At 64.3% G+C, this 24,930-nt stretch carries 22 protein-coding genes; 12 read left to right on the forward strand and 10 right to left on the reverse strand.

Annotated features, from left to right (window positions below; all coding sequences use genetic code 11):
• Positions 1-61: 61 nt before the first annotated feature.
• Complete coding sequence (locus tag J5M67_RS17690) at positions 62-1,420, forward strand: PLP-dependent aminotransferase family protein (protein ID WP_207886640.1); 1,359 nt, start codon at positions 62-64, stop codon at positions 1,418-1,420.
• 17 nt (positions 1,421-1,437) lie between these two features.
• Here J5M67_RS17690 and chrA read toward each other — a convergent pair whose 3' ends face one another.
• The 5 genes from chrA to J5M67_RS17715 all read right to left on the reverse strand — a co-directional run bounded on the left by chrA (position 1,438) and on the right by J5M67_RS17715 (position 7,565).
• A complete protein-coding gene (gene chrA, locus J5M67_RS17695) occupies positions 1,438-2,802 on the reverse strand; it encodes a chromate efflux transporter (protein WP_207886641.1) in 1,365 nt (454 codons plus the stop codon).
• Positions 2,795-3,736, reverse strand: coding sequence for a chromate resistance protein ChrB domain-containing protein (locus J5M67_RS17700; RefSeq protein WP_207886642.1), 942 nt, complete (start codon positions 3,734-3,736; stop codon positions 2,795-2,797). Before J5M67_RS17700 ends, chrA begins: the two co-directional genes overlap by 8 nt.
• Positions 3,737-3,859: 123 nt before the next feature.
• Positions 3,860-4,513, reverse strand: coding sequence for a dihydrofolate reductase family protein (locus J5M67_RS17705; protein ID WP_207886643.1), 654 nt, complete (start codon positions 4,511-4,513; stop codon positions 3,860-3,862).
• Between the two features lie 230 nt (positions 4,514-4,743).
• Positions 4,744-6,864 (reverse strand): TonB-dependent siderophore receptor, encoded by a 2,121-nt coding sequence (locus J5M67_RS17710; protein WP_207886644.1) that lies wholly within the window; start codon positions 6,862-6,864, stop codon positions 4,744-4,746.
• A gap of 104 nt (positions 6,865-6,968) precedes the next feature.
• Positions 6,969-7,565: a DJ-1/PfpI family protein gene (locus J5M67_RS17715; RefSeq protein ID WP_207886645.1), complete on the reverse strand. Its 597-nt coding sequence runs from the start codon at positions 7,563-7,565 to the stop codon at positions 6,969-6,971.
• 293 nt (positions 7,566-7,858) lie between these two features.
• On the opposite strand from J5M67_RS17715, the gene J5M67_RS17720 reads away from it, so the two are divergent.
• Positions 7,859-8,152 (forward strand): hypothetical protein, encoded by a 294-nt coding sequence (locus J5M67_RS17720; RefSeq protein ID WP_207886646.1) that lies wholly within the window; start codon positions 7,859-7,861, stop codon positions 8,150-8,152.
• Between the two features lie 134 nt (positions 8,153-8,286).
• Here the strand turns inward: J5M67_RS17720 and J5M67_RS17725 are convergent, their stop codons facing one another.
• Entirely contained in the window at positions 8,287-9,078 is a 792-nt protein-coding gene (locus J5M67_RS17725) for an SDR family oxidoreductase (RefSeq protein WP_207886647.1), read from the reverse strand.
• Between the two features lie 113 nt (positions 9,079-9,191).
• Between J5M67_RS17725 and J5M67_RS17730 the strand changes: the two genes are divergently transcribed.
• Positions 9,192-10,133 carry a GlxA family transcriptional regulator gene (locus tag J5M67_RS17730; protein ID WP_207886648.1) on the forward strand — a complete coding sequence of 314 codons (942 nt, stop codon included), beginning with the start codon at positions 9,192-9,194 and terminating at the stop codon, positions 10,131-10,133.
• A gap of 91 nt (positions 10,134-10,224) precedes the next feature.
• Here the strand turns inward: J5M67_RS17730 and J5M67_RS17735 are convergent, their stop codons facing one another.
• Together J5M67_RS17735 and J5M67_RS17740 are read right to left on the reverse strand one after the other, a co-directional pair.
• On the reverse strand, positions 10,225-11,073 hold the full coding sequence (locus tag J5M67_RS17735; protein WP_207886649.1) for a nitrilase family protein: 849 nt from the start codon (positions 11,071-11,073) through the stop codon (positions 10,225-10,227).
• Between the two features lie 23 nt (positions 11,074-11,096).
• A complete protein-coding gene (locus J5M67_RS17740) occupies positions 11,097-12,602 on the reverse strand; it encodes a cytosine permease (RefSeq protein ID WP_207886650.1) in 1,506 nt (501 codons plus the stop codon).
• 291 nt (positions 12,603-12,893) lie between these two features.
• Here J5M67_RS17740 and J5M67_RS17745 point away from each other — a divergent pair, with 291 nt between their 5' ends.
• Positions 12,894-13,817, forward strand: coding sequence for a LysR family transcriptional regulator (locus J5M67_RS17745; protein WP_207886651.1), 924 nt, complete (start codon positions 12,894-12,896; stop codon positions 13,815-13,817).
• Positions 13,818-14,173: 356 nt separating this feature from the next.
• On the opposite strand, the gene J5M67_RS17750 is transcribed toward J5M67_RS17745, so the two are convergent.
• Entirely contained in the window at positions 14,174-14,389 is a 216-nt protein-coding gene (locus J5M67_RS17750) for a hypothetical protein (RefSeq protein ID WP_207886652.1), read from the reverse strand.
• Between the two features lie 358 nt (positions 14,390-14,747).
• Here J5M67_RS17750 and J5M67_RS17755 point away from each other — a divergent pair, with 358 nt between their 5' ends.
• Both J5M67_RS17755 and J5M67_RS17760 read left to right on the forward strand, forming a co-directional pair.
• Positions 14,748-16,049, forward strand: coding sequence for an MFS transporter (locus J5M67_RS17755; protein ID WP_207886653.1), 1,302 nt, complete (start codon positions 14,748-14,750; stop codon positions 16,047-16,049).
• A 16-nt stretch (positions 16,050-16,065) separates the two neighbouring features.
• Positions 16,066-16,842: a substrate-binding domain-containing protein gene (locus J5M67_RS17760; RefSeq protein ID WP_207886654.1), complete on the forward strand. Its 777-nt coding sequence runs from the start codon at positions 16,066-16,068 to the stop codon at positions 16,840-16,842.
• On the opposite strand, the gene J5M67_RS17765 is transcribed toward J5M67_RS17760, so the two are convergent.
• The gene (locus tag J5M67_RS17765; protein WP_207886688.1) at positions 16,828-17,736 is read right to left on the reverse strand and encodes a LysR family transcriptional regulator; all 909 of its coding nucleotides are present in this window, start codon (positions 17,734-17,736) and stop codon (positions 16,828-16,830) included. The two genes, J5M67_RS17760 and J5M67_RS17765, sit on opposite strands and share 15 nt — an antisense overlap.
• Positions 17,737-18,039: 303 nt before the next feature.
• On the opposite strand from J5M67_RS17765, the gene J5M67_RS17770 reads away from it, so the two are divergent.
• The 6 genes from J5M67_RS17770 (at position 18,040) to J5M67_RS17795 (ending at position 24,918) form a co-directional block, all read left to right on the forward strand.
• A complete protein-coding gene (locus tag J5M67_RS17770) occupies positions 18,040-19,314 on the forward strand; it encodes a cystathionine gamma-synthase family protein (RefSeq protein ID WP_207886655.1) in 1,275 nt (424 codons plus the stop codon).
• Between the two features lie 143 nt (positions 19,315-19,457).
• On the forward strand, positions 19,458-20,897 hold the full coding sequence (locus J5M67_RS17775) for an amino acid permease (RefSeq protein WP_207886656.1): 1,440 nt from the start codon (positions 19,458-19,460) through the stop codon (positions 20,895-20,897).
• Positions 20,898-20,944: 47 nt separating this feature from the next.
• Positions 20,945-21,835 carry a LysR substrate-binding domain-containing protein gene (locus J5M67_RS17780; protein ID WP_207886657.1) on the forward strand — a complete coding sequence of 297 codons (891 nt, stop codon included), beginning with the start codon at positions 20,945-20,947 and terminating at the stop codon, positions 21,833-21,835.
• A 19-nt stretch (positions 21,836-21,854) separates the two neighbouring features.
• Positions 21,855-23,240, forward strand: coding sequence for a threonine synthase (locus J5M67_RS17785; protein WP_207886658.1), 1,386 nt, complete (start codon positions 21,855-21,857; stop codon positions 23,238-23,240).
• Positions 23,237-23,674: an Lrp/AsnC family transcriptional regulator gene (locus tag J5M67_RS17790; RefSeq protein ID WP_207886659.1), complete on the forward strand. Its 438-nt coding sequence runs from the start codon at positions 23,237-23,239 to the stop codon at positions 23,672-23,674. Before J5M67_RS17785 ends, J5M67_RS17790 begins: the two co-directional genes overlap by 4 nt.
• Before the next feature lie 200 nt (positions 23,675-23,874).
• Positions 23,875-24,918 carry a homoserine dehydrogenase gene (locus J5M67_RS17795; protein ID WP_207886660.1) on the forward strand — a complete coding sequence of 348 codons (1,044 nt, stop codon included), beginning with the start codon at positions 23,875-23,877 and terminating at the stop codon, positions 24,916-24,918.
• Positions 24,919-24,930 lie beyond the last annotated feature (12 nt).

Raw genomic sequence — 24,930 nt, forward strand, 5'->3', positions numbered from 1 at the left:
TACACTTTTGAACTATTTAAATAGTGTCACGCGACACTATTAGTCATTCCGGACGCTAAACATGCTTCTTCAATCACCCTGGACACCGCGCCTGGCGGAGATCGATGCGAGTGCCGCCGAGCGGCTGGTACGGGCACTGGCCGACGACATCATCGAGGGGCCACTGAAGGGCGGCGACCGCCTGCCTGCCCATCGCGATCTCGCCTGGCAGCTGGGGGTTGGCCTGGGCACGGTGACGAAGGCCTATGCCGCCCTCGAACGGCGTGGACTGGTTCGCAGCGTCAAGGGCCGGGGCATGTTCGTGGCGATCCGCCAGGCTCATGAGGACCGGGAGATCGATCTGTCCTCCAATGTGCCGCCGGCCATGCTGTCGGCACGCCTGCTGGCACGGACCCTGGCCGGCGTGGCGCGACAGATCGATGCCGATCATCTCAATCTCTACTCGCCACCCGCCGGACACCTGGAGCATCGGCGCCTGCTGGCGCGCTGGCTTGAAACACTCGGGGTCACGGTCGACCCGGCGAATCTGGCGCTGACCAGCAATGCCCGCCAGGCCATTGCGCTGGCTTTCGATCTCGCCTGCGGCCCCCATGGCGTGATCCTCACCGAGCGTGTCACCTATCCCGGCGCAATCGCGCTGGCGCGGCGCAAGGGCTATCGGATGCAAGGCGTCGCGATCGACGCGGAAGGGATGTTGCCGGAGGCGCTCGCGGAGGCTCTGCAAGGCCTTGCTTCCACCGGCAACAGAGTGGTCTACCTCACTCCGACGCTGCACAACCCGACCACGGCAACCATGGGTGTGGCGCGCCGGCAGGCGATCGTCGAGGTCTGTCGCAGGGCGGGCGCCTGGATTATCGAGGATGGCGTCTACGCCCTGGGGCCACCCGTGGCGCCAACGCTTGCTGCGTTGGCTCCCGAGCGCGTCTTCCACGTCAACGGGCTGTCCAAGTCCATCGGCCCCGGACTCAGGATCGGTATGCTCACGCTGCCGGCGGAAATGACTGCCGCGGCGCAGGAACTCCTGCAGGACATCCCGATGGCGCCGTCGCCGCTGTCCTGTGCCGTGGTGGAGGAGTGGCTATCCAGCGGCGTCATCGCATCCATTCCGCAGGACCTGCGCCATGAGGCACGCCGCCGGTCGAGCCTGGCGGTTTCGCTGCTCGGCGCGGTCGGGTTCGTTGCGCATCCGGATGCCTATCACCTCTGGCTGCCGATGCCGCGCGCCGCTGCCGATCGCCTGGCGGCAGCGGCCGCTGCGGTGGGCATCAGGGTGACGCCGCCCGAGTCGGTCATGGTCGACCGTAGCGACCCGGAGTCAGGCATTCGCCTTTGTCTGGGTGGCCCGTCCCTCGAAGACCTGACGCAAGGACTGACGCTTCTGGCCCGGCTGATGACGAGCCCCGCCGTCTCGCCCGCCTGAAGCCCGGACGGCGGGTTTCACCCGCGCAGCAAATGCACCGCCAGCCCTGCCAGCGCACAGGCCACCAGTACCTGGATCACGCCGCGCTTGAAGCGGAACAGCGCCACCGCCGCCGCGATGGCGATCAGGGCCGAGGGCCAGTCGAAGCCGCCGCCGAAGCCGTTCGGCCAGAGCACGTGATAGCCGAAGAACAGCGCCAGGTTGAGGATCACACCGACCACGGCGGCGGTGATGCCGGTCAGCGGCGCAGTGAACTTCAGCTCGTTGTGCGTCGACTCCACCAGCGGACCCCCGGCGAGGATGAACAGGAAGGACGGCAGGAAGGTGAACCAGGTGACCAGGCTCGCGGCGATGGCGCCGGCGAGGAAGGGATGGTCCGCGCCGAACATCGGGTGCAGGTAGCCGCCGACGAAGCCGACGAAGGCCACCACCATGATCAGCGGCCCCGGCGTGGTTTCGCCCAGGGCCAGGCCGTCGATCATCTGCGTGGGCGACAGCCAGCCGTAATGACCGACCGCACCCTGGTAGACATAGGGCAGCACCGCATAGGCGCCGCCGAAGGTGAGCAGGGCGGCCTTGGTGAAGAACCAGCCCATCTGCGTCAGCGTCCCGTTCCAGCCGAATGAGGCCGCGAGCAGCCCCATGGGCAGCAGCCAGAGCGCGGCGCCGACCAGCGCCAGGCGCAGCAGGTGGGACCAGCGGAAGCGCGCATGCTCGGGCGTGGGGGTGTCGTCGTCGATCAGCGCGGGGCCGTAGCTGGTCTTCGCCGCCCCATGGCCGCCGCCGATGACGAACTTGTCCGGCAGCAGCCGCCCGCCGAAGTAACCCAGGACCGCCGCCGCCAGCACGATGACCGGGAAGGGCACGTTGAGGGCGAAGATGGCGACGAACGAGGCCGCCGCGATGGCCCACAGCCAGGCGTTCTTCAGCGCCCGCGAGCCGATGCGGTGGGCCGCATGGACGACGATGGCAGTCACCGCAGGCTTGATGCCGTAGAAGATGCCCGCCACCACCGGCACCTCGCCGAAGGCGATGTAGATCCACGACAGGCCGATCAGGATGAACAGCGACGGCAGCACGAACAGACCCCCGGCGATCACGCCGCCCCAGGTCCGGTGCATCAGCCAGCCGATGTAGGTGGCGAGCTGCTGGGCCTCCGGCCCCGGCAGCACCATGCAGTAGTTCAGGGCGTGGAGGAAGCGTCGCTCGCTGATCCAGCGGCGGCGCTCCACCAGCTCCTGGTGCATGATCGCGATCTGTCCCGCCGGGCCGCCGAAGCTGATGAAGCCCAGCTTCAGCCAGAACAGGAAGGCCTCGAACAGGCCGATGGCGGCCACGGCCTCGGGCGCCTTCCCGGCGGTGGGTACGGTGGAGTCAGTCATGGTTTTTCTCGTCGTTGGCGAAGGCGGTCAAAAGGCCGTTGAAGAGGCTGCCGGTTGCCTGCAGCAGTTGATCGTCATCGACGATGCTGTCGCGCAGGCCGGCCAGGACGCGCTCGATCCCCGAGGCTTCCGGCGGCGGGTTGCCACCGACATCCAGGTAGTGCACGACGGCGGCGATGCGCAGCAGGGCCAGGCTTTCCAGCTGGAAGCTGGCCAGCAGGGTCTCGAAGGTGACGCGCTGCCCGACATGGCTGAAGGCGGCGCCGTCGAAGTCGAAGCCCAGCGCGTCGGTCGGGCAGTCGTGAGGAGCATCGAGCCAGAGGATTTCTGCCGTGGGATCGATGAAGCGGCGAATCAGCCAGGCGCTGGCGAGGCGGTCGACCCAGGGACGCTTGCGCGTGGCCCAGCGGCGGCCCTGGAAGTCTGCGCGAGCCAGCGGCGCGATGGGGTCTTCATGGCTGCTCGGCTCGTCCGCGGAGAGGGCGCGGCTGATGGCGGTCTCCAGCGCCTGCAGGGCCGACTCGGTGAGCTGCCTGGCTTCACCGGGGAAAAAGTCGATGGCCGCCAGTTGGCCGAACGCCTTACGCAACTTGCGGACGTGCCGCGCCGTTTGCAGGGCGTTTTCACCTGTCAGTTCGCCCAGGCAGTTGGCGATGTCCTCGCGCAGCCGGGCGTACTCCTCTCCGCGGTCGAACAGCGCCATGAAGCGCTCTTCGGGCTCGCGGATGGAGAGCAGGTAGGCCGTGCCATCGATGGCGAGCACCTCGCGCTCGATGGCTTCGAGGGCTTCCCGGCCGGCGGCGTGGTCGGGCAACAGGTAGACGCCGTCGCGAAGCACTGCCGAGCCACAGGCCTTGAGTGCTCGCCAGGCGCGCATGCGCTCGGTTGCGTTGGCAGTGGGGAGACCGAGCACCAGGAGGAGCCAAGTGTTCATGTAGAGTATTCAACTGATTTGGTTGATATCTCTACTATATTATGGCTTTGGCTGGACGGTAAGTAGGCGCGGCACCTGTTTCATCCTGCATCTGCCGCGCAACAGGGCAGACGCGCAGCCGGTCTAGCCGGCCGTGCGCCGCAGGACGACGTGCGTGGCCTTCTGCGAGGCGACGAATTCAACGCATTCATAGCCCAGCGCGCGCAGGTCGAGCCCTTCGAGCAGCGATTCTCCCCGGCCGAGCAGCACCGGCGAGATGGCCATGTGCAGTTCGTCGATGAGGCCCTCGCGCAGGTATTGCCGGATCGTTTCCGCCCCGCCGCCGATGCGTACGTCCTTTTCGCCGGCGGCCTTGCGCGCACGGTCGAGCGCCTCGCGAATGCCCCCGGTGATGAAGTGGAAGGTGGTGCCGCCTTCCATCTCGATGGGAGGGCGCGGGTAGTGGGTCAGGACGAAGACCGGAACGTGATAGGGCGGGTTGTCGCCCCACCAGCCTTTCCAGTCGGTGTCCGCCCATTCCCCGCGAATGGGGCCGAACATGTTGCGTCCGAGAATCCAGGCGCCGACGTTGTGGAAACCTCGGGCGGCGAAGTCGTCGTCGACACCGGTGGTGCCTTCGTCGTTGCCGAACAAGGCCCGCTGGAAGGTGCGTGTCGGGACCAGCCACTGGTGCAGTTCCGTCCCGCCGATACCCAGTGGATTGTCGATGTCCTGATCAGGGCCGGCACCGTACCCGTCGAGCGAGACGGTGAAGCCCTCAACGCGAACCCGTGTCATGGTTTGCCTCCGTCTGGACGCTGGCGGTTGGTCGATGGGCGCCGGCGTTCGGTCATGTTCACTGATGGGACGGCTCGCGCGTCAGTGCTTCTACGGCGAGCCGTGTCGAGATCAGGACAATGTAGCGGACGGCATGGCGGGGTGCTGTGTTCGCACCGATGCCCGGTTGCGAGAGTGGGTGGGAGCAGGGCGCCGCTGCACTGTGCAAACGTAGCGGCACCCAGGGTGGACTAGAAGCGGTAGTTCAGGCTGGCTTCGAGGGTCCGGGGGGCGCCGGGGGTGATCAGGTCCACCGAGCCGTGCGCGGAGACGTAGTAGTCACGGTCGAAGACGTTCTTCAGGCGCAGCGCCATGTCCCAGTGCGGCACGCTGTAGAACAGGGCGGTATCGAAGGTGGTGTAGCTGGGCATCACCACGTTGTTGTCCAGCGAGGTGTAGCGGTCGTCGACGTAGTTGGCTCCGGCGGCGACGCGCCATTGCGGGTCGAGGGTCCGTACCAGCCAGAGGTTGGCGCTGTTGCGCGGTGTGAGCGACGGCACCTGGCCTTCGTTGGGAACGCCGTTGGTCTTGCTGTTGGACTTGGTGATTTCCGCGTCGAGGTAGGCATAGCCGGCATAGACCTGCCAGTTGTCCGCCAACTGCCCGCTGATCGTGGCTTCGAAACCGTCGGTGCGTTGTTCGCCGGCCAGGATGGTCAGGTTCGGGTTCGCCGGGTCGGCAGTCTTCATGTTGGTGCGTTCCAGACGGAAGATCGCCGCGGTGATCGACAGGCGATTGTCCAGCAGGTCCCACTTGGTGCCGATCTCGTAGTTGGTGGTTTCCTCGGGTTCGAGGTTCTCGTTCGCCGGGCTGACCGCGAACACTTCGCCGGAGGGCTGATAGCTGCGGCTGACGGACACGTAGTAGGACTGGATCGGGTTCGGCTGGTAGACCAGGCCGGCGCGCGGGCTCCAGGTCTTGTCGGTGCGGTCGAGGTCGACGTTCTGCACGCGCTCGTCGTCATATTCCTGGCCGAAGATGTCGTAGCGCACGCCCAGCAATGCCTTCCACTGGTCATTCAGCGTGATCAGGTCCTGCACGTAGAGGCCAGTGGTGTTCTGCGAGTTGGTGCCCTTGGACGTCAGGTTGGCGGCGTGTTCCGGAACCGGGACCAGGCCATCGCCGAATACCGGGACCTGGGCCACGTTGTTCTGGCTGAACACCCGCTGGTGCTTGTCCTGGTAGCCCACTTCGACGCCGTACAGCAGGTTGTGCTCCATGCCGGCCAGTGCTTCGCGCTGCTTCAGCTCGGTCTGGTTGAACACGCCGTACTCGTCACGCGCCACGTTGCCGCGATTGAGCTTCACCAGCAGTTCGCCGTCCGGCGCGGTGACGAAGCGGGTCGGGCTGCTGTCGGCCAGGGTGTTGTTGCGGTCCAGGTCGTAGCGATAGAAGCGGGTGGTGTTGACCAGGCTGAGGTCGTCGTTGATCTGGTAGTTCAGCCCGGAGGTAAGCGAGAACACTTCGCTGCGGGCGTAGTCCTGGTCCGGATCGCCGGAGCCGAAGCGCTTGTCGCGGTCGACATCCACCGGGCGGTCGCCCAGGGCGGGGATGCCGAAGTCGATCAGCCGCTTGTCATACAGGTAGCTGGCGCCGAGGTTCAGTTCCAGGTCGTCGGAGAGCCGGAAGTAGGCCGAGGGCGCGAGCGCCTTGCGGTCGATGTACCCATCGTCGCGATAGGTGTCGCTGTCCTCGAAGGCGCCCGTGACGCGATAGGCCTGGTTGGTCTGCGGGTCGGCCCAGCCGGTATCGAACTGCGTGCGACGCTCGCCCTCGCTGCCGACGCTCATGCCGATCTCGTGCTTGGGCGCGAAGCCCGGGGTCTTGGAGATGCTGTTGATCAGGCCGCCGGACGAGCCACGGCCATAGAGCACGGCGGCGGGGCCCTTGATGACCTCGACGCGCTCGATGTTGGATAGGTCGCGGAAATACAGGGCATCGTCCCGGATGCCGTCGATGTACATGTCGCCGATCGCGCTGAAGCCGCGGATGGTGACCTGGTCGCGTTGCCCGTCGCCATTGGAGAAGCCGACACCGGGGACGTTTTTCAGCACGTCTTCCATGGATCGGGCGCCTTGGTCCTTGATCACGCTTTCGGGCACGACGTTGACGGTCTGGGGGATGTCGCGCAGGGGCGCGTCGATCTTCAACGCACTTTTGCTATCGCCGGGGTTGTAGCTTTCCTGATCGTAGGCGCTGGTGACGGAGGTCGCCGGGAGGGCCAGGGTGTCCTGGGATTCAGCGTAAGCGGTGGGGAAGACCAGCAGGCCCAGCATCGAGAGGGATGCCGGGGCAACAGACTTTTTTGCCATGGGGTACGACTCGTTGTTTTTGTGAAATTTACAAATAGTAATTATTCGTAAATACGAATCGTAAGTAAATGCTAGCGTTTCGTTTTTATGGAGCGTCCCGTCTTCTAGACAAAGGGCGCAATGTTCTCCAGCGCGCGGCTGACATACAGCTCCTTCTCACCCACTGGCGCGGCATGGAACAGCACCCTTCTGGTAACCTCCACATCCGCCAGACGGGCAATGAACCAGGCCGCCAGGTATTGGGAGGAGAGGCAGCCACCCGCCGTCGCCACATTCCCCTTCGCGGTGAATGGCCGGTCGATGACCGCGATGCCCGCTTCCTCCACCCAGGGCTTGGTGACCAGGTCCGTGCAGGCGGGAACGCCGTCCAACTGCCCGAGCTTGGCCAGGATGAGCGTTCCCGAGCACTGTGCCCCCAGCAGTTGACGCGCAGGGTCGAACCGCAGCCGCGACATCAGCTCCGGGGTCGCGACCAGGTCTCGGGTTCGGATTCCACTGCCGATCAGCACGGCGTCCGCCTGGCACGCGTCCTCCAGGGAGGATTGCGCCTCCAGCACCAGCCCATTCATCGAGCGCACCGTTTTCTCCGGGCTCGCGATCGATACGCGCCAGTCCGGGCGCTTCACGCGATTGAGCAGGTTGAAGGCGATCAGCGAATCCAGTTCGTTGAATCCGTCGAGGGTCAGGATAGCGATGTGCATGGCGTTCTCCCGCGAGATCAGGGGACGTGCAGCTGGAATTCAGGCCAGCTATTCAGTGCAAGGTAATCCGTTGAGCATCGCGTCGATATCTCTCCGGCACCGCTTTGTATTCCATTGTGTCCGCGGGCGGCTCTGACATCCGGGGACATGGCAACAGCTCTTTTCGACACCCTGGAGATACCTCGACGGCCTTCAATAGGCCCCATCAGGACATCGTCGTACGCCACGGAGCACAACTCCTGGAGTGCCTTCGATCCTGTCCCGATTCCCCTTTACGCTCGAGGATCAATGCCATGAAACAGCTTAAAACCTGCCTGACCGCCATCGCCTTTGTTCTTGCCGGTGCCGCCGTCCATGCGAATGCTGCCGAGAAAGGTTGCCCGGACGGCAACCTCTGCTTCCAGCTGGCCCCCCTGGCCGGCAAGACTGAAGCACCGCAACTGGCCGAAGAGGGCTTCAGCCGAACTCCCCTGGGCATGCAGCAGAACCCGGCGGCGCCGGTTCAGCAGACCCTGGCCGCGGACGGCTCCGGCAAGACCCCGCTGGGCAAGCAGCTGATGGGCCAGCAGGTGTCCGACGCAGCCTGACGTGATAAGGGGAGGGGATGGATCGCCGTGGCGGCTTTCCATCCCCCAACCCGGCTAAGCACGTGCCAGCCCGCTACGTTCCCAACTCCGGCACGGGGCCAACCGCCCGCGGCAGCCCCGTGTCTGTTGCGGGCTCAGGCTGTATAGCGGCTCGCCGGAACGCTCGACGACAGGTTCGGCATCAGCTTCTGCCGCGCGGCTTCATAGGCTGCCAGGTCGGCGATATCCGGCAGCGCCGGGATGGTGGCGAACTCGCCCAGGTCGAGCCCGACCAGCGCCGCGTCCACCATGTCTTCCGCCTTCATGACGATGGCGCTGGGCAACTGCTCCACGGGTTTGCCGGAAGCCGCCCAGAAATCGGTGGCCGTCGCACCGGGAAGGACCACCTGGACCCGCACGTTGTGGTCCTTGAGCTCGCTGTGCAGCGACTGGCTGAGCGCGAGTACGAAGGCCTTGGAGGCGCCGTAGACGCCATTCAGGACTTCCGGGGCGATGGCAACGATGGAGGCGATATTGATCAGGGTGCCGCCGCCGCGGGCGACGAAGCCCGGAATGGCCGCGTAGGTCAGGCGGGTCACGGCGTTCACGTTGAGGGTGATCAGGTCGTCCAGTTTGTCGATGTTCGATTCGAGCAGCGGGCGGGTGGCGCCGATGCCGGCGTTGTTGACCAGCAGGGTGATGCTGGCATCCGTCCGCAGGATCTCCTCCACTCGCGCCAGGTCCGCCTTGTCGCCCAGGTCGGCAACCACGACCTCGACGGAGCGTCCCGTCTCGTCGGTCAGGCGCTTGGCCAGGGTATTGAGCAACGCTGCGTTGCGGGCTACCAGAATCAGGTCGTAACCGCGGCGGCTGAGGCGGTCGGCGTAGATCGCGCCGATGCCGGAGGAAGCGCCGGTAATGAGTGCGGTACCCAGTTTCTTCGTCATGGCTGTCTCCAGTGGGAGGGGTGGTTGTGCTCCCTGTCTGGAAAACATCCTATTGCTTGTTGGGTTGTCCTGAATGACATATAAGACACTTTTCAGGACATGGTGAATCCCCTATGCACAGCATCGGTTTCGTCATCTTCCCTGGCTTTCAGGTCATGGGGCTCACGGCCATCACCGCGTTCGAGATCGCCAACCTGACCCTTGGCAAACCGGCCTATGACGTCATGTTGCTGTCAGAGGAGGGCGGGCTGGTGCCTTCCTCGGCGGGCTTCCGCGTTGAAACCGAAGCCTTCGGCGGCCGGACCTTCGATACCGTGATGTTCGGCTCCGGTACCCGCATCCTGCCGGTCTCTCCGGGGCTCGCCAGCTTCGTGCGGCAGTCGATGGAGTCGGCGCGAAGAGTCGCCGCGCCTTGCGTCGGGGCCTTCGTCCTGGCCGAAAGCGGAGTGCTCGATGGCCGGCGGGCAACGACGCACTGGCTCTACGCAAAGGAACTGCAGGAGCGGTTCCCCGGCGTGAAAGTCGAGTCCGACCGGATCTACATCATCGACGGGCCGGTGTGGACCTCCGCCGGCATGACCGCCAGCATCGACCTGGCGCTGGCCATGATCGAGAAGGACCACGGCCTCGAAACGGCCCGCACCGTCGCCCGCAAGCTGGTGGTCTATCACCGCCGTGCGGGCGGCCAGTCGCAGTTCTCGGTGCTGCTGGAGCTCGAACCGAAGTCCGATCGCATCCAGCAGGCGCTGGACTATGCCCGGCGCAACCTGAGGAACACCCTGAGCGTGGAGGAGCTGGCGGAAGTCTCCCACCTGAGTCCGCGCCAGTTCAGCCGGGCATTCAGCGCGGAGACCGGCCAGTCGCCGGCCAAGGCGGTGGAGCACCTGCGGGTCGAGGCGGCGCGGATGCTGCTTGAAGACAGCGGGCATCCCATCGAAGTCATTGCCAGGGAGACGGGCTTCGTCGACCGCGAGCGGATGCGTCGCGCATTCCTGCGCACCATCGGGCAGACGCCGCAATCGGTTCGGCGAAGTGGAATGCCGGCGGCCCGATGAGTGGCGGGTGAGGCCTTTCACTTGGGTCGCGACAGATGGCGATCGACCCGAAGCGGCCTGTTCCAGAAAGTCGGCATGACGTTGGCCGCAATCAGGCTCCCAGCAATCCTTGTTCGCCATACAGGGTGGGGCGGCGGTCCTGATGGAGATGATTGTGGCTGCTGATGCGCTTGTTCTGCGCTTCTGCCAGGTTGAGCCTGGCAAGCAGTATCTGCTCGCCACCTTCCTCAGCCGGGCCCGCCAGTGGGAACCCGTCTGCATCGACGATCACCGAACCTTGTACCCAGTCGACTCCGCGCTCGTTGCCATGTCTATCGCATGCGGCGATGAACAGACGATTGACCGAGGCATTGGCTTGTACCCGAACGACCTCAGCAGGGCGCTCCTGGTTCGGGCGCGGCCCCCAGGGCCAGTTCACCGGGGCGCACAGCAATTCAGCGCCGGCCAGGGCGGGCAGGCGCACCCATTCGGGAAACTCCAGGTCGTAGCAGATCATCACCGCGATCCGCCCGAAGACCGTTTCAACAACCGGGGGCGCTTCACTGCCGGCAACGAAGATGGCGTTTTCGCCATCCCAGAGATGGGCCTTGCGATAGATCGTAAGCACGCCGTCGGTGTCGACCAATGCTGCGCTGTTGGCTACCCGGTGGTCATCCAGGCGCTCGCAGAATCCGCCGACGATGACTATGCCCAGCTCCTCCGCGAGACTCCGCCACAACTGCAGCGTCGGGCCTTCCGACGTTTCGGAAAGCGCAAGGGCCTCTGCGCGGTCATGGAAGACGTAGCCGCTCTGCGCCAGTTCGGGCAGCACGATCACCTGCGCACCTCGTTGAGCGGCGGTACGTATTGCCCGCTCGCTCACGCGTCGATTTTGAGCGGGATCACCCACGTTGGGTGCCAATTGGCAGCAGGCCACGGTGACAGGTTTCGAAGCAATCATGGTTGAGGTTCCTGCTGATGAAGTCATGGCTGTGAAGCACTGGCCTGGCGGGTCATGGCGAGGATTTCGTGTTCACCGATTGCGTCGATTACACGACGCTCGGCGTCCAGGTCCAGTGAGCGGCTGAGCATGAAATAGGTCAGCCCGGATACCAGCAGGCCTACCAGCCAGGCGATGTCCACGCCATTGAGCATTCGAGCGATGGGGCCGACGAAGACCTCTTTACCGGCTGCGGCGTCGTAGATGTAGAAGAACGGAATCATGCAGACGAAGCCCACCACATAGGCCAGGATGCCGCGCATCTGCCAGGCGCCGTAAATGCCGCTGGGCGTGAAGAAGTGAGGAATGGCGTAGCGGCCCTTGCGAACGCCGAAGTAGTCCACCAGGTTCACTGCGGTCCAGGGCACCAGGAAGTACAGCATCAGCACCAGGAAGGTATTGAGGATGGAAATGCCATTGCCGCGGATCGACAGAACGCATGCGATCAGAACCAGGGTGATGGCCAGGATCGACAGCACCCGCGCCCGCGGTGTGGGAGTGATGCGACGCACGGAATCGACTCCGGTGAGCAGGGTCAGCATGGCGCTGTAGGTGTTCAGGGCAATCACCGGCAGGAAGCCGGCCACCGATACCAGTACCAGGAGATGGCCGAGGCCCGGGAGCAGCGAAGACCCGACCCGGTCCAGCGCCACCAGGGCGTCGGACGCTTGCAGCAGCTGGGCCAGCCAGGCACCAAGGCCAATCATCCAGGCCCCCGACAACGACGCACCGAGGAACACCGCCGCAATCAGTCGGGTGCGGCTGGTGTGCTTGGGCAGGTAGCGCGAGTAATCCGACACGTAGGGTGCGTAGGAGATGTTGTAGCTGGCGGCGATGGCGAATTGGGTGGCGAACGCGACCCAGTTGAATCCCAGGTTGCTTGATGGCGCTGCCGGCACGTCGCTCTGCCCGACGCCGAACATCAGCGCCACCGTCACCAGCGAGTAGAGCGGCAGCGTCAGCATCAGCGCCCATTTGAATGCCTTGTGCATCAGGTCGTGGCCGTAGATCGATAGCAAGGCGCCCACCGCAATGACCGTGCAGGCGACCGGTACCGGCTCAAGGCCGAAGACGTTGTGCAGGCCATCCATGATCAGAGAGACGTTGACCACGTTGAAGCCGATGAAGACGAAGAGCGTGGCCAGCAGTGCCAGCACCACGCCGCGATAACCAAACTGGGCTCGCGACTGGATCATCTGCGGCAGCCCCATCTCCGGGCCCTGGGAGCCGTGGAAGGCCATGAACAAAGTGCCGAACATGATGCCCAGCGCACCGGCCAGCGTCGTCCACAAGGCGGACAATCCCAGGCTCGGCCCGACAAAGCCAATGGAGATGGTGAAGAAGTGGAAGTTGCCCAGGAACCAGAACGGGCCCTGGCTGGAGAGTCGAGCGTGGCGCTCGGACTCCGGGATGTAATCGATGGAATGGCCTTCGATGGCCAGCCCGGTGCCGGTCTCGGCAGTATGGGCGGTATGGCTGGACCCGGACATGGGAACGCTCCTGCTCAACGCGATATTGTTCTTGTGGAGGATTCTTTACGGTCACTTACACATGGAGTCCATCTATGCTGCGCATGGGGCTCTTCACCAGGACGAGGCGAGACTCGCGCTATGCACGCAAAGCATCGCTACCCCTCGGTGACAGTGCCCTGTCACGTCCCTAAACTTATGCAAGATGGTGCCGTCGGAGACAGAATCTAGGCCCGGTTAACGGGCCGTAAAATACTGGACTCCCACTGTTTACATAGATATCAGCCTATATAAAGGCGTCAGAGGTGCGCGATGCAGGGGAACGTGTCGGAGCTGGACATCCGTCTGATCCGGGTCTTTCTTGCCGTGGTTGAGGCCGGCGGTATTTCCGCGGCACAAGGGACGCTGAACACCACTCAGCCGACGATCAGTGCGCAGTTGGCGTCGTTGGAAGCGCGACTTGGCTTTCGGCTTTGCCAGCGTGGCCGTGCCGGGTTTGCTCTGACCTCCAAAGGCAGCCAGTTCCTGGATGCCGCTCGACGGCTGCTTGCCGCTGCCGAAGGATTTCGGCTCGAAGTGCAGCAGATCAACCGCACCCTGAGCGGCACCATCAACATCGGCCTCCTCGGGCAGATCGATCCCCAGGCGAACAAACAGATTGCCCTGGCGGTCGCTCGTATACGCGCTCGCCATCAGGGGCTGTTCTTCCAGTTCACCGAACTGTCCTCGACCTTTCTCGAAGAAAAGCTCATCAACGGGCATCTGGACCTTGCCATCGGCTACTTCTGGCGCCGCCTCGACACGCTGGACTACCAGCCATTGTTCCGTGAAACCCAGATTGCCTACTGCGGAGTTACCCATCCTCTGTACGGGGATGCCGGCGAGCTGGGTCACAGCGATGTCGCCGAGCATGAATGGGTCTGGCCCAGTCATCCTCTCCCGGAAATGCCGGCACCCGCCGCACTGGAGCGCCTGACCGCGCTCACCGACAGCATGGACGGTGCGGCGCTTCTCATACTGTCAGGCCAGCACCTGGGCTTCCTGCCCGAGCACTACGCCGTCAAACACGTCGAGCAGCAGCAATTGCGCGCGTTGAATCCCGAACTCCTGCATTACGAAGTGGACTTCCAGGTTGCAATGCGTCGCTCATCTCGCCCGGGGGAACTGGTAAGCGCCTTTCTTGAGGAGTTGGTGAAGGTGTTTGGCGTAAGGGAAGTGCGGTTCGGTGATCGATAAGCTGCGCCAGCTTCATGACCAAGCCTGTGAATTGAGGCTTCGATAATGTCCTTGACGCTGGCTGGGCAGCCTCTGCAATTGCGGACGATGGTCACCGGCAGCTACTGAGTCTTAGCTGAGCCCGAATCTCCAGCTGTTGTTCTTCCACCGCTCAGCCTCGGTTAGTCGTTATCGGGCCCAGGAGTGCCTGAGCGGGCTGTCCTCTCGGCTGAAGCAGTGCACTCCTTTCCCATGCCTCGTAAGAGCGTTCGCAACACTGCTCCCCAAGGTGCATGCCGGCCACCATGAGGCTGTCCGAACTGACGATATCCAGCAGTTTCGAGCGTGTGGCAGCGCAAAGGTATGGGCGTCGAGCCTTATTGTCCGGCTTGCCGTGCGATCAGTTCTGCCAACGCTTCGCTGATGGGTTGGGAGTTGGCCTCCAGGACCATCAGATGGCGCCGGACGGCTTCTGAGGTCTCGGATGACCCGCTGGCCTCTGCCCAGGCTGCAAGCTCCCGGATGGCGGCGCTGGTGGCATTGATGTTCTGGTTTATGCGGCAGACAAGCGAGGGGAGGGGGGCGGTGTTCATGATGACCTCCGCAGAGAGACTTCAGAGCACTCGGAAGCAAGAAAGGCCGTACCCCATCGATACGGCCTTGTGCCCCGTGGCTGCTGCTCTCCAAACCACAGGGCAGGAAAAATTTACCAAAAACGGATGCGGATTCAAGCCCCTGTCAGGCGCCCTGGATTTGCCCGCTTGTCCGTGCCGAAAGCGGTTTCCAAGGACGGCATCGGATCGATTGCCTGATACCTGGAAAAAGACAGATTGATAAATTCCATGCATCAATGGATGCAAACATAGCACTTATCGTTTCAAATTGTGTCAAGCAGAATCCAGTGACCCAAAGCGCCAACAAGCCTAAATAAGATCGCTGGAGAAACTACCTATGCATGCCTCCCTCAAACAGGGCCCGTCTTCCACACGATCCAAGGCGGGTGCCGTGTTTCGTGTCACCTCGGGCAACTTTCTTGAGCAGTTCGATTTCTTTCTCTTCGGCTTTTACGCCACGCAGATAGCTGCCGTTTTCTTCCCCGCTTCGAGTGAATTTGCTTCGCTGATGATGACCTTCGCGGTGTTTGGCGCAGGCTTTCTGATGCGTCCGCTGGGGGCGGTGATTCTCGGGGCTTACATTGATGACGTCGGCCGCCGGAAGGGGCTGATCGTCACCCTTGCGATCATGGCCAGTGGCACCTTGCTGATCGTTCTGGTGCCGGGCTATTCCAGCATCGGCTTATGGGCGCCCTTGCTCGTGCTCGTCGGGCGACTGCTCCAGGGTTTTTCAGCGGGCGCTGAACTGGGGGGCGTTTCGGTTTACCTGGCGGAGATGGCCACTGCCGGGCGGAAGGGCTTCTATACCAGTTGGCAATCCGCCAGCCAGCAAGTGGCAATCGTCGTTGCCGCAGCCTTGGGTTATGGGCTCAACCAAGCGATGCCGCCGGCGATGATCGCGGATTGGGGCTGGAGAATTCCCTTTGCCGTCGGCTGCCTGATCGTCCCGTTCATCTTCGTGCTTCGTCGCAGCCTCGAGGAAACCGAGGAGTTTGCCCGTCGTTCCCAGCGCCCAAGCATGAAGCAGGTATTTGCCACTCTGGGTGAGAACTGGCGCGTCGTCCTGGCGGGTCTGCTGATGGTGGCAATGACCACCACGGCGTTCTATCTGATCACTGTGTACGCGCCGACATTCGGCAAAACGGTACTCAACCTGAGTACAACCGATGCCTTGCTCGTCACGCTGCTGGTCGGTATCTCGAACTTCGTCTGGCTGCCCATCGGCGGGCACCTGAGTGATCGCTTCGGCCGCAAACCCGTGCTCATCGCCATGACCCTGCTGGCCATTTTCACGGCCTATCCTGCGCTGTCGTTCCTGGCCCAGGCTCCGAGCTTCGGCCACATGCTGCAGGTGCTGCTCTGGCTGTCGTTCATCTACGGCCTCTACAACGGGGCGATGATTCCGGCGCTCACCGAAATCATGCCCGTGGAAGTCCGGGTCGCTGGTTTCTCGCTGGCATACAGCCTGGCGACCGCCGTGTTTGGCGGGTTCACGCCCGCCATTTCCACCTGGTTGATCCATCTGAGCGGCGATAAAGGCGCCCCTGGCTACTGGATGACCTTCGCCGCCATCTGTGCGCTGTGCTCGACCCTGGTGCTCTACCGCAGAAGCGCTTCGCGTACCCCCATTCCTGTCTGATCGAGGAACGTCCTGAATGAAAGCACTGGCAAAGCACCTTGCCGTATTGACCATTGGTCTTTGTACGTTTGGCACTGCCGCACATGCGCAAGAGCTGGATGTCATGACCTCCGGCGGGTTCACCGCAGCCTTCCAGCGGCTGAGCCCGAAGTATGCGCAGGACAGCGGCGACACCATCCAGACCATTCTCGGTCCGTCCATGGGCCAGGCCCGTGAAGCGATCCCCAACCGTCTGGCGAGAGGGGAAAATGCCGATGTGGTGATCATGGTCGGCTACGCATTGGACGAGCTCATCAAGCAGGGCGTGGTGGATCCGGCTTCCAAGGTGGAACTGGCCGATTCGCGCATCGGCATGGTGGTCCGGCAGGGGGCGCCCAAGCCCCGGATCGATACGGAAGAGGCGTTCAGGAAAAGCCTGCTGGATGCCGGGCCGATTGCGTATTCGGACAGCGCCAGCGGGGTCTACATCAAGAACACATTGTTCAGGAAGCTTGGGCTGGAGCAGCAGGTTGGCCCCAAAGCGAAGATGATCGAGCGGATTCCGGTCGCTTCGGTCGTTGCCTCGGGCCAATACGAAGTCGGATTCCAGCAGGTCGCCGAGCTGCTGCCCGTCCCCGGGGTGACCTTCGTCGGCAAGATTCCTGAAAGCCTGCAATCGGTCACCCGCTACTCCGCCGGCGTACCCCGCAATGCGAAACACCCGCAGCAGGCGAAGGCGCTGTTGTCCTACCTGTCGTCCGCGGCTGCGCAACCCGTCGTGCAATCCACGGGTCTGGACTCAGTCCCCAGGTGATTTCACCGGCGTATTCCGGACCAGCCGTTCAAGCTCCAGCGCAGCGGGCGTCAGCGTGCGTCCGCGGCGCTTGATCAGACCGACGTTGCGTACGACCGCAGGCTCCTCCAGGGGAACCGCCTTGAGTATGGGGTGGCTGGTGCGAGGCATGGCGATGGAGGGCACGGCCGCCACACCCAGGCCGGCTTCCACCAGCCCTATCGCGGTGGTGACATGTCGCGTTTCGCAGATGCTGTGTCTGGCTGGGGACAGGCGCTTCAAGGCCTGACTCAGGATGAGGCGGTTGCCCGATGTCTTGTCCAGCGAGATGTAGTCATGCTCATACATTTCGGACCAGGTCACCGCGTGTCGATTCGCCAGGGGATGATCGCGTCGGCAGGCCATCACGTAGCGCTCTTCGAGCAGCAGGTCGAAGCTCACTTCCGGGCTCAGGTTTCCGCTGAAGGTGACGCCAAAGTCCGCTTCGCCGCTGGCGACGGCAACATTCACCTCATGTGCGCTGGAGTCCACCACCATGATCTTGATGCGTGGATACAGGCGATGGAATTCGCTGATGACATTGGGCATGAAGTAGTAGGCAGCCGATGGCACGCACGCGAGGGTGACGCGCTCCATCCTGCTGGAGGCGACATCCGCAATGCTCATCAGCGCATTGTCCAGCTGGTCGAGCACCCGCTCGACTTCCGGTACGAAGGCGCGGCCCACCGCCGTCAGGCTGACCTTTCGGGTCGTCCTGTCGAACAGCCGCACGTTCAAGGCGGATTCCAGCTTCTCGATGCGACGGCTGAGCGCCGGCTGGGTGATCTTCACCGCCTCGGCGGCCTTGCGAAAACTGCCGTTTTCAACAATGGCCCGGAACGCTTGAAGATCGTCTAGATCGAAGTTGATGCTCATCTGATCGGACGCGGATTGATGATCGGAAAGCATCAATAACACTTTCGGCCGCAGTCGGAAAAGCGCAACAGGGCCAGTGCCCGGCCCAGTCGCTTGCTTCGAGCCTGAACAGGACGCTGGTACTGCCTGTGGAGGGCAAGGTCGCACAAGGCTTGTCCGACTCCGGATGTTCGCCCGGAGCCATTAAAAAAAACGCCTCTCAGGCCCGGATTCCATCGTTTTTCAGAAGCGGAGCGCGTCCCTATAGTCCCCGCAGACCGATCCCGGATCGGTGTAGTCAACTCAGACGTGCGGGAACTGGACATGAACAAGAATGTAGATAACGAGTGCAGCAGCGGTGCCGGAATCGGCACCCGGGTGGTCTGGAGCGGCGAACAGGTCCAGCATCCGTACAATGCGACTCAGACCCCGATCGTGGTGAGCGCCGCCTATGGCTACCAGGACATCGACGCCTGGTACGACGTCGCCCTCGGTAAACTGCCCGGCTATATCTACAGCCGCATGAGCAACCCGACCGTCGCCACGCTGGAAGCCAAACTGTGCGAGCTGGAACAGTCGGAGTCGGCGGTCGCCTTCAGCAGCGGGATGGCCGCCATCAGCGCGGTGCTGCATACCTTCCTGTCCAGCGGCAAGCGCGTGGTCTCGACCCGCGACAGCTACGGCGGCACCAACAAGATCTTCGAGGAATTCCTGCCGCGCATGGGCGTGCAGGTCTGCCTGTGCGACACCCTGGATACCGACGCCATCGAGCGCGAGATCACCGCCGGCTGCGATCTGCTCTATCTGGAAACCCCCACCAATCCGACGCTCAAGGTGCTCGACATCCGCCGCCTGGTCGCCGCGGCCAAGCAGGTCGGCGCACTGGTGGTGGCCGACAACACCTTCGCCACGCCGCTGAACCAGAATCCGCTGGCGCTGGGTGTCGACGTGGTGGTACACAGCGCGACCAAGTTCCTCTCCGGGCACGGTGACGTCCTGGGCGGCGTGGTCTGCGGCGCGGAATCGCTGCTGGCGCAGGTACGCCACTACCGGGAAATCAACGGAGCGGCACTGGACCCGTTTTCCGCCTACCTGATCATCCGCGGCATCAAGACCCTGGCCGTCAGGCTGCGTCAGCAGCAGGCCAGCGCGCAGGCACTGGCCGAGTACCTGTGCACCGAACCGCTGGTGGAGGCGGTGAACTACCCAGGCTTGCCCCAGCATCCCGGCCACGCCATTGCCCGTTCGCAGATGCGCGGCTTCGGCGCCATCGTCAGCTTCGTGCTCAAGGGCGGCATGGACACCGTGGCACGCCTGCTGCCACGCCTGAAGTACGCCCACCGGGCCGGCAACCTGGGCGCCGTGGAAACCATCTACGGTCCCGCGCGCACCACCAGTCATGTCGAGAACACCCTGGAGGAGCGCCTGGCCCTGGGCATCTCCGAAGGACTGGTGCGCATCTCCGTGGGTATCGAAGACACCGACGATCTGCTGGCGGACCTCGCACGGGCGTGCGCCGAGGTTCGCCGGGAGCTGGCCATGGACGGCAGCCCGGATGGCAGCGGCAACGCCGCCCGGGCGATAGAACTGCAGGCCTGAGACCTGCCGCGTGGCACGCGCCATCGCGGCGCGTGCCACTTCATGAAGTCGCACAACAACAAGACGCAAGGCAATCCGATTCGCTCTGCCCAGACGAGGTCGTAGCAACGTCCTTGCCCGCCAACTTGCATGAGAGTCCAACAATGTCCGCGCAGACAACAACAAGCAAAAATGCTCCGGCGCATTCCTTCAAACAGGATATGCAGACCCGCCATATCGTCATGCTGGCGCTTGGCGGCGTCATCGGTACCGGCCTGTTCCTGACCTCGGGCTACACCGTCAACCAGGCTGGACCGCTGGGTGCGGTGATCGCCTACATCATCGGCGCGATCATGGTCTACCTGGTCATGATGTGCCTGGGCGAACTGGCCGTGCAGATGCCGGAGGTCGGTTCCTTCAGCAGTTACGCGACCCGCTACCTGGGGCCGGGCACCGGTTACACGGTGGCCTGGATGTACTGGCTGACCTGGACGGTGGCCATCGGTTCGGAGTTCACCGCGGCCGGCATGCTCATGGTGCGCTGGTTCCCGGATACGCCGGTGTGGATCTGGAGTGCGCTGTTCGGGGCGGCCGTGTTCATCAGCAACATCGTTTCCGTTCGGACCTTCGCCGAGACCGAATTCTGGCTGTCGCTGGTCAAGGTGCTGGCGGTGATCGCCTTCCTGGTGATAGGCGGCGGCGCCATTCTCGGCGGCTTCGAGATCAAGCAGGCCCACAGCATCGGGCTGGGCAACTTCACCCGCGAGGGGCTGTTCCCGACGGGCTTCTGGTCGATCGCCATGACCCTGCTGGCGGTGTCCTTCGCCTTCTCCGGGACCGAGCTGATCGGCATCGCCGCCGGCGAGACCCGCGATCCGGAGAAGAACGTGCCCAAGGCCATCCGCACCACGGTGCTGCGCCTGGCGCTGTTCTTCATCGGCACCATCTTCGTGCTGGCGACGCTGTTGCCGCGCGAGCAGGCCGGCGTCATCGAAAGCCCGTTCGTGATGGTCTTCGAGATGATCGGCATTCCCTACGCCGCGGACATCATGAACTTCGTCATCATCACCGCGCTGCTGTCCGCCGCCAACTCTGGCCTGTACGCCGCCGCGCGCATGCTCTGGACCCTCAGTGACCAGGGCAACATGCCGCGCAGCTACGCGTCGCTGTCGCGCCGGGGCACGCCGTTCAACGCCATCGTATTGAGCATGGCCGGCGGCATGGCCTCGCTGTTGAGCAGCGTCTTCGCGCCGGACACCATCTACCTCGCCCTGGTGTCCATTTCCGGGCTGGCCGTGGTGGTGGTGTGGATGAGCATCGCCGCGAGCCAGATCGCCTTCCGCCGCCACTACGTGGCCAACGGCGGCAAGGTCGAGGACCTGAAGTTCCGCGTACGCGGCTATCCCTTCGTCCCGCTGGCTGCGCTGTTCTGCTGCGTGCTGTCCTGCGTCGGCATCGCCTTCGACCCGGCCCAGCGCGTGGCCCTGTACTTCGGCTTGCCCTTCATCGCCTGGTGCTACTTCGTGTTCTGGCTGACCCGCAAGGGCCGGGAGCGTCGCCAGATGTCGCTGGATGTCGTGGGGCGTGGTTCCGAGGTTGCCTGAGCAGCGCGATACTAGGCGGCTTGCACAGTTGTCATGAGGAGTCGCCGTTGAGCCAGAAAGCCTTGCCCCCCCTGAACTGGCTGCGCGCCTTCGAGGTTTCGGCGCGTTACCTGAACTTCACCCACGCGGCGGAGGAGCTGCACCTCACGCAGGGTGCCGTGAGCCAGCAGATCCGCCAGCTGGAGAGCCAGCTCGGGGTGGCGCTGTTCAAGCGCCTGCCCCGCGGGCTGGGGCTGACGGAGGAGGGCCAGTCCTATCTGCCGGTGGTGCAGGACGCCATCAGCCGGCTGGCGGTGGGTACCAACGAGATCTTCGGTCAACGCCAGCGCCGGCCCTTGAAGGTGCGGGGCAGTCTCTCGTTCCTGCACTTCTGGCTGGCGCCCCGGCTGGCCGAATTCCGCCGCGCGCACCCGCAGGTGGATATCCGCTACATCAGCAACCTGTGGGTCAAGGAACTCGATGCCGAGGATGACCTGGAGATTCGCTGGGGCAGCGGGCAGTGGCCCGGCGTCGAGGCGCAGCGGTTGACCTGGGACCTGCTGGTGCCGGTCTGCTCGCCGGCGCTGATTGCCGACCGGCCCCTGCGCGAGCCGCGCGACCTGGCCCAGCTGCCGCTGCTCCATGTGCTGGGCTACGAAGAGGGCTGGGGCTATTGGCTGAAGCGGGCGGGTGCGGACGACGTCGATTATTCCAGCGGCATGCAGTTCGACACCCTGGTCTCCACCCTGCGCATGGCGGAGCTGGGGCTGGGCGTTGCCCTGGCGCGCTCGTCGCTGGCCGAGGACCTGCTGCGGGAAGGCCGCCTGGTGGCACCGTTCGCCCAGCGCATCGAGGCCAGCGAATCGTTTTACCTGGTGCGTGGCCTGGGGCAGGCGCTGTCGCCGGATGCCCAGGCCTTCGCCAACTGGCTGGTGACCATGGTGCACCGCCAAACCTGAATACCAACCTGGAGTGACGATGCAGTACACAAGCACCCGCGGCACCGAGACAAGCGTGGACTTTCGCACGGCGCTGCTTTCCGGGCTCGCCGCGGACGGCGGGCTCTACGTGTCGGCGTCGCTGCCGCAGTTCAGTCCGCAGGAGATAGCCGGCTGGTCCTGGCTGCCGTTCGACGAGTTGGCCTGGCGGGTGATCGCGCCCTTCGTCGGCGACACGCTCGACGAGCCGAGCCTGCGGGCGCTGGTCAGCGACAGCTACCGGGGCTTTCGCCATCGCGCCATCGCGCCGCTGCAGCAGATCGGCCACAACGAGTGGGTCCTGCAGCTGTTCCACGGCCCGACCCGTTCCTCCAAGGACTTCGCCGCGCAATTGCAGGCCCGGTTGATCAGGCACTTCCTGGGCCGGGATTGCGAGCGGGCGGTGCTGGTCGGGGCCAGCAACGGCGATACCGCCGTGGCGGCCATCGACGCCCTGGGGCACTGCCCGACGGCGCGCCTGCTGGCGCTCTATCCGCTGGCCGGGACGCCGGTGGACCGCGCGGCGGTGCTGCGTAGCGCGGACTCCGACAGCGTGCGCAGCGTTGCCGTGGAGGGCAGCTTCGACGATTGCCAGTCGCTGGTGTCGCGTTTGCTGCGTGAATGGCCCTGTCCCGAGCTGATTCCCATCAGCTTCAACTCGACCAACTGGATCGGCGTGCTGGCGCAGATCGTCTTCTATTTCCATGCGGCCCTGCAGCTGGGCGGCGGCATCCGTCCGGTGGGCTTCAGCATTCCCGCGGCGAGTTTCGCCGAGATCTACGCCGGGTTCATCGCGCAGAAGATGGGTCTGCCGATCAACCAGATCATCGTCTCCACCAACCGCAACGATGCCCTGCACCGGTTCATCCATTGCAACCGCTACAGCCGGGGTTCGGCCAGCCGCACCCTGTCGCCGGCCATGGACTTCTCGCTGTTCTCCAACCTCGAACGCTTCGTCTGGGAGCTGTACGAGCGCGACGGTGAAGCGACGCGGACGCTGATGGAGCACTTCGACGACTGCGGCGAACTGAGCATCGGCAACCGCCAGTGGTTGCAGGCGCGCATGCTGTTCGACTCCTACGCCGTGGACGACGGGCTGATCCGCGACGAGATCGTCACGCTGTTCCACGAGACCGGCAGCGCGGTGGACCCCCATACCGCGACGGGCGCCTACGCTGGACGACTGCACCGGCGCAATATCGGCGCGCCCATCGTGACCCTGGGGCAATTCGCCCCGGAGAAGTCGGCGGCGCTGCTGGCGGAACTGGGCGCCTGGCACGGAGCCGTGCCGTCGCCCGCAGGCGAAGAGGCCCGTGGACCTGTGTTGGCGCACGATGACCTGGCGGGACTGCACGAGGTACTGACGCAGATGCGGGCCGGCCGATGAAACGCATCCTCGATCCCTTGGACGAGCGCATCCTCGCCGAACTCACCGCCAACGCGCGTATCGCCCATGCGGAGCTGGGCCTCAAGGTCAACCTGTCGCGCAACGCGGTGCGCCAGCGCATCGAACGCCTGGAGCGGGACGGCGCCATCCAGGGCTACACCTTGCGGGTGGGCGAGGGGCGGCGTCCCTCGTCGCTGATCAATGCGGTGATCTTCGTCTACCGCTACGACCGCATGCGCGGCGAAGAGGTTTTGGCCGCGCTGCGGACGATCCCGGAGATCGTGCAGTGCGAAGTGCTCAGCGGCGAGTTTGACCTGATGCTGCGCGTCGAGGCCGCCAGCCCGGAACGGGTGCACCACGTCTGGCGGGAGATCGCGGCGATGCCGGGTGTCGAGAACACGGTGACCTCGTTCGTGCTGTCGACCGTGATCTGACCCGGCTGTCTCTCGCTGGAAAACCAACGCCGCCCGGACCTTCGTCCGGGCGGCGTTTTTCATTCTGCGCCCGCGTCATCAGGTCGGTCCGGTACTGGTCAGATTGCCCAATAAATACAGCGGATTGCCATATTCAACTGGCATGGCCCGGCTCTTAGGCTGATCGACATCGAACAACCGCCTGAGAAGGAAGGCAAACCATGACCGAATACAAGATCGCCCTCGTAGGCTTTGGTGGTGTGAACCGCGCCCTGGCCCAACTGATCGCCGAGCGCAACGCACGCTGGCAGCAGGAGCTGGGCTTCAGCCTGAAGATCGTCGGCGTCACCGATCTGTTCCTCGGCTCGGTGATCGACCGCAATGGCCTGGATGCCGCCAGCCTCGCCGCGCTGCCGGCCGTCAAGGGCGCCTTCGCGCAGATGCCGGAAGGTACCGCGCAAGCCTTCAACGAGTCGGTCATCAAGCAGTCCGGTGCCGACATCATCGCCGAAGCCACTTTCACCAATCCGAAGGACGGCGAGCCGGCGGCGACCTTCTGCCGTTGGGCACTGGAGGCGGGCAAGCACGTGGTCACCACCAACAAGGGGCCGATCGCGCTGCATGGCGAGGAACTGAAGCGCCTGGCCAAGGCCAATGGCGTGGCGTTCGAGTACGAAGGCTCGGTGATGAGCGGCACGCCGGTGCTGCGCCTGGCGCGGCAGACCCTGGCGGGTTCCGGCGTCCAGGGCTTCGAGGGCATCCTCAACGGCACCTCCAACTACGTACTCACCCGCATGGAAGAAGGGCTTGGTTTCGCCGACGCGGTGGCCAAGGCACAGGAACTCGGCTACGCCGAGGCGGACCCGACCGCCGACGTGGAAGGGCATGACGTGCGCCTGAAGGTGGTGATCCTCGCCAACGAGCTGCTTGGCGCGCACCTGCAGGTCAGCGATGTCGCCTGCAGCGGCATCAGCGGCATCAGCTCCGCCGATATCGAGCGGGTTCGCGAATCCGGCGCGCGCTGGAAGCTGATCGGCTCCGCCCGCCGCGAAGCCGATGGCGCGGTGAGTGCCAGCGTGGAAGCACGCCTGCTGCCGGCCTGGCACCCCCTGGCGGGCATCTCCGGCGCCACCAACGCCGTTGCCTTCGACACCGAACTGCTGGGCGCGGTGACCGTCTCCGGCCCTGGTGCCGGCCGCATCGAGACCGCCTTCGCCCTGCTGTCGGACATCGTCGCCCTCCACACGTCCGGCCGCCAGGCCTGAGGATCGAAGCCC

The sequence above is a fragment of the Pseudomonas sp. 30_B genome (assembly GCF_017491605.1).
Classification (GTDB): Bacteria; Pseudomonadota; Gammaproteobacteria; order Pseudomonadales; family Pseudomonadaceae; genus Pseudomonas.

Bases quoted from the DNA above. Each gene is read 5' to 3' on its own strand.
- J5M67_RS17770 (WP_207886655.1), top strand. From the start codon at position 18,040: ATGAACAAGAATGTAGATAACGAGTGCAGCAGCGGTGCCGGAATCGGC.
- J5M67_RS17690 (WP_207886640.1), top strand. From the start codon at position 62: ATGCTTCTTCAATCACCCTGGACACCGCGCCTGGCGGAGATCGATGCG.
- J5M67_RS17790 (WP_207886659.1), top strand. From the start codon at position 23,237: ATGAAACGCATCCTCGATCCCTTGGACGAGCGCATCCTCGCCGAACTC.
- J5M67_RS17745 (WP_207886651.1), top strand. From the start codon at position 12,894: ATGCAGGGGAACGTGTCGGAGCTGGACATCCGTCTGATCCGGGTCTTT.
- J5M67_RS17755 (WP_207886653.1), top strand. From the start codon at position 14,748: ATGCATGCCTCCCTCAAACAGGGCCCGTCTTCCACACGATCCAAGGCG.
- J5M67_RS17700 (WP_207886642.1), bottom strand. From the start codon at position 3,736: ATGAACACTTGGCTCCTCCTGGTGCTCGGTCTCCCCACTGCCAACGCA.
- J5M67_RS17725 (WP_207886647.1), bottom strand. From the start codon at position 9,078: ATGACGAAGAAACTGGGTACCGCACTCATTACCGGCGCTTCCTCCGGC.
- J5M67_RS17730 (WP_207886648.1), top strand. From the start codon at position 9,192: ATGCACAGCATCGGTTTCGTCATCTTCCCTGGCTTTCAGGTCATGGGG.
- J5M67_RS17715 (WP_207886645.1), bottom strand. From the start codon at position 7,565: ATGCACATCGCTATCCTGACCCTCGACGGATTCAACGAACTGGATTCG.
- J5M67_RS17785 (WP_207886658.1), top strand. From the start codon at position 21,855: ATGCAGTACACAAGCACCCGCGGCACCGAGACAAGCGTGGACTTTCGC.
- J5M67_RS17735 (WP_207886649.1), bottom strand. From the start codon at position 11,073: ATGATTGCTTCGAAACCTGTCACCGTGGCCTGCTGCCAATTGGCACCC.
- J5M67_RS17765 (WP_207886688.1), bottom strand. From the start codon at position 17,736: ATGAGCATCAACTTCGATCTAGACGATCTTCAAGCGTTCCGGGCCATT.
- chrA (WP_207886641.1), bottom strand. From the start codon at position 2,802: ATGACTGACTCCACCGTACCCACCGCCGGGAAGGCGCCCGAGGCCGTG.
- J5M67_RS17705 (WP_207886643.1), bottom strand. From the start codon at position 4,513: ATGACACGGGTTCGCGTTGAGGGCTTCACCGTCTCGCTCGACGGGTAC.
- J5M67_RS17740 (WP_207886650.1), bottom strand. From the start codon at position 12,602: ATGTCCGGGTCCAGCCATACCGCCCATACTGCCGAGACCGGCACCGGG.
- J5M67_RS17710 (WP_207886644.1), bottom strand. From the start codon at position 6,864: ATGGCAAAAAAGTCTGTTGCCCCGGCATCCCTCTCGATGCTGGGCCTG.
- J5M67_RS17775 (WP_207886656.1), top strand. From the start codon at position 19,458: ATGTCCGCGCAGACAACAACAAGCAAAAATGCTCCGGCGCATTCCTTC.
- J5M67_RS17760 (WP_207886654.1), top strand. From the start codon at position 16,066: ATGAAAGCACTGGCAAAGCACCTTGCCGTATTGACCATTGGTCTTTGT.
- J5M67_RS17750 (WP_207886652.1), bottom strand. From the start codon at position 14,389: ATGAACACCGCCCCCCTCCCCTCGCTTGTCTGCCGCATAAACCAGAAC.
- J5M67_RS17795 (WP_207886660.1), top strand. From the start codon at position 23,875: ATGACCGAATACAAGATCGCCCTCGTAGGCTTTGGTGGTGTGAACCGC.
- J5M67_RS17720 (WP_207886646.1), top strand. From the start codon at position 7,859: ATGAAACAGCTTAAAACCTGCCTGACCGCCATCGCCTTTGTTCTTGCC.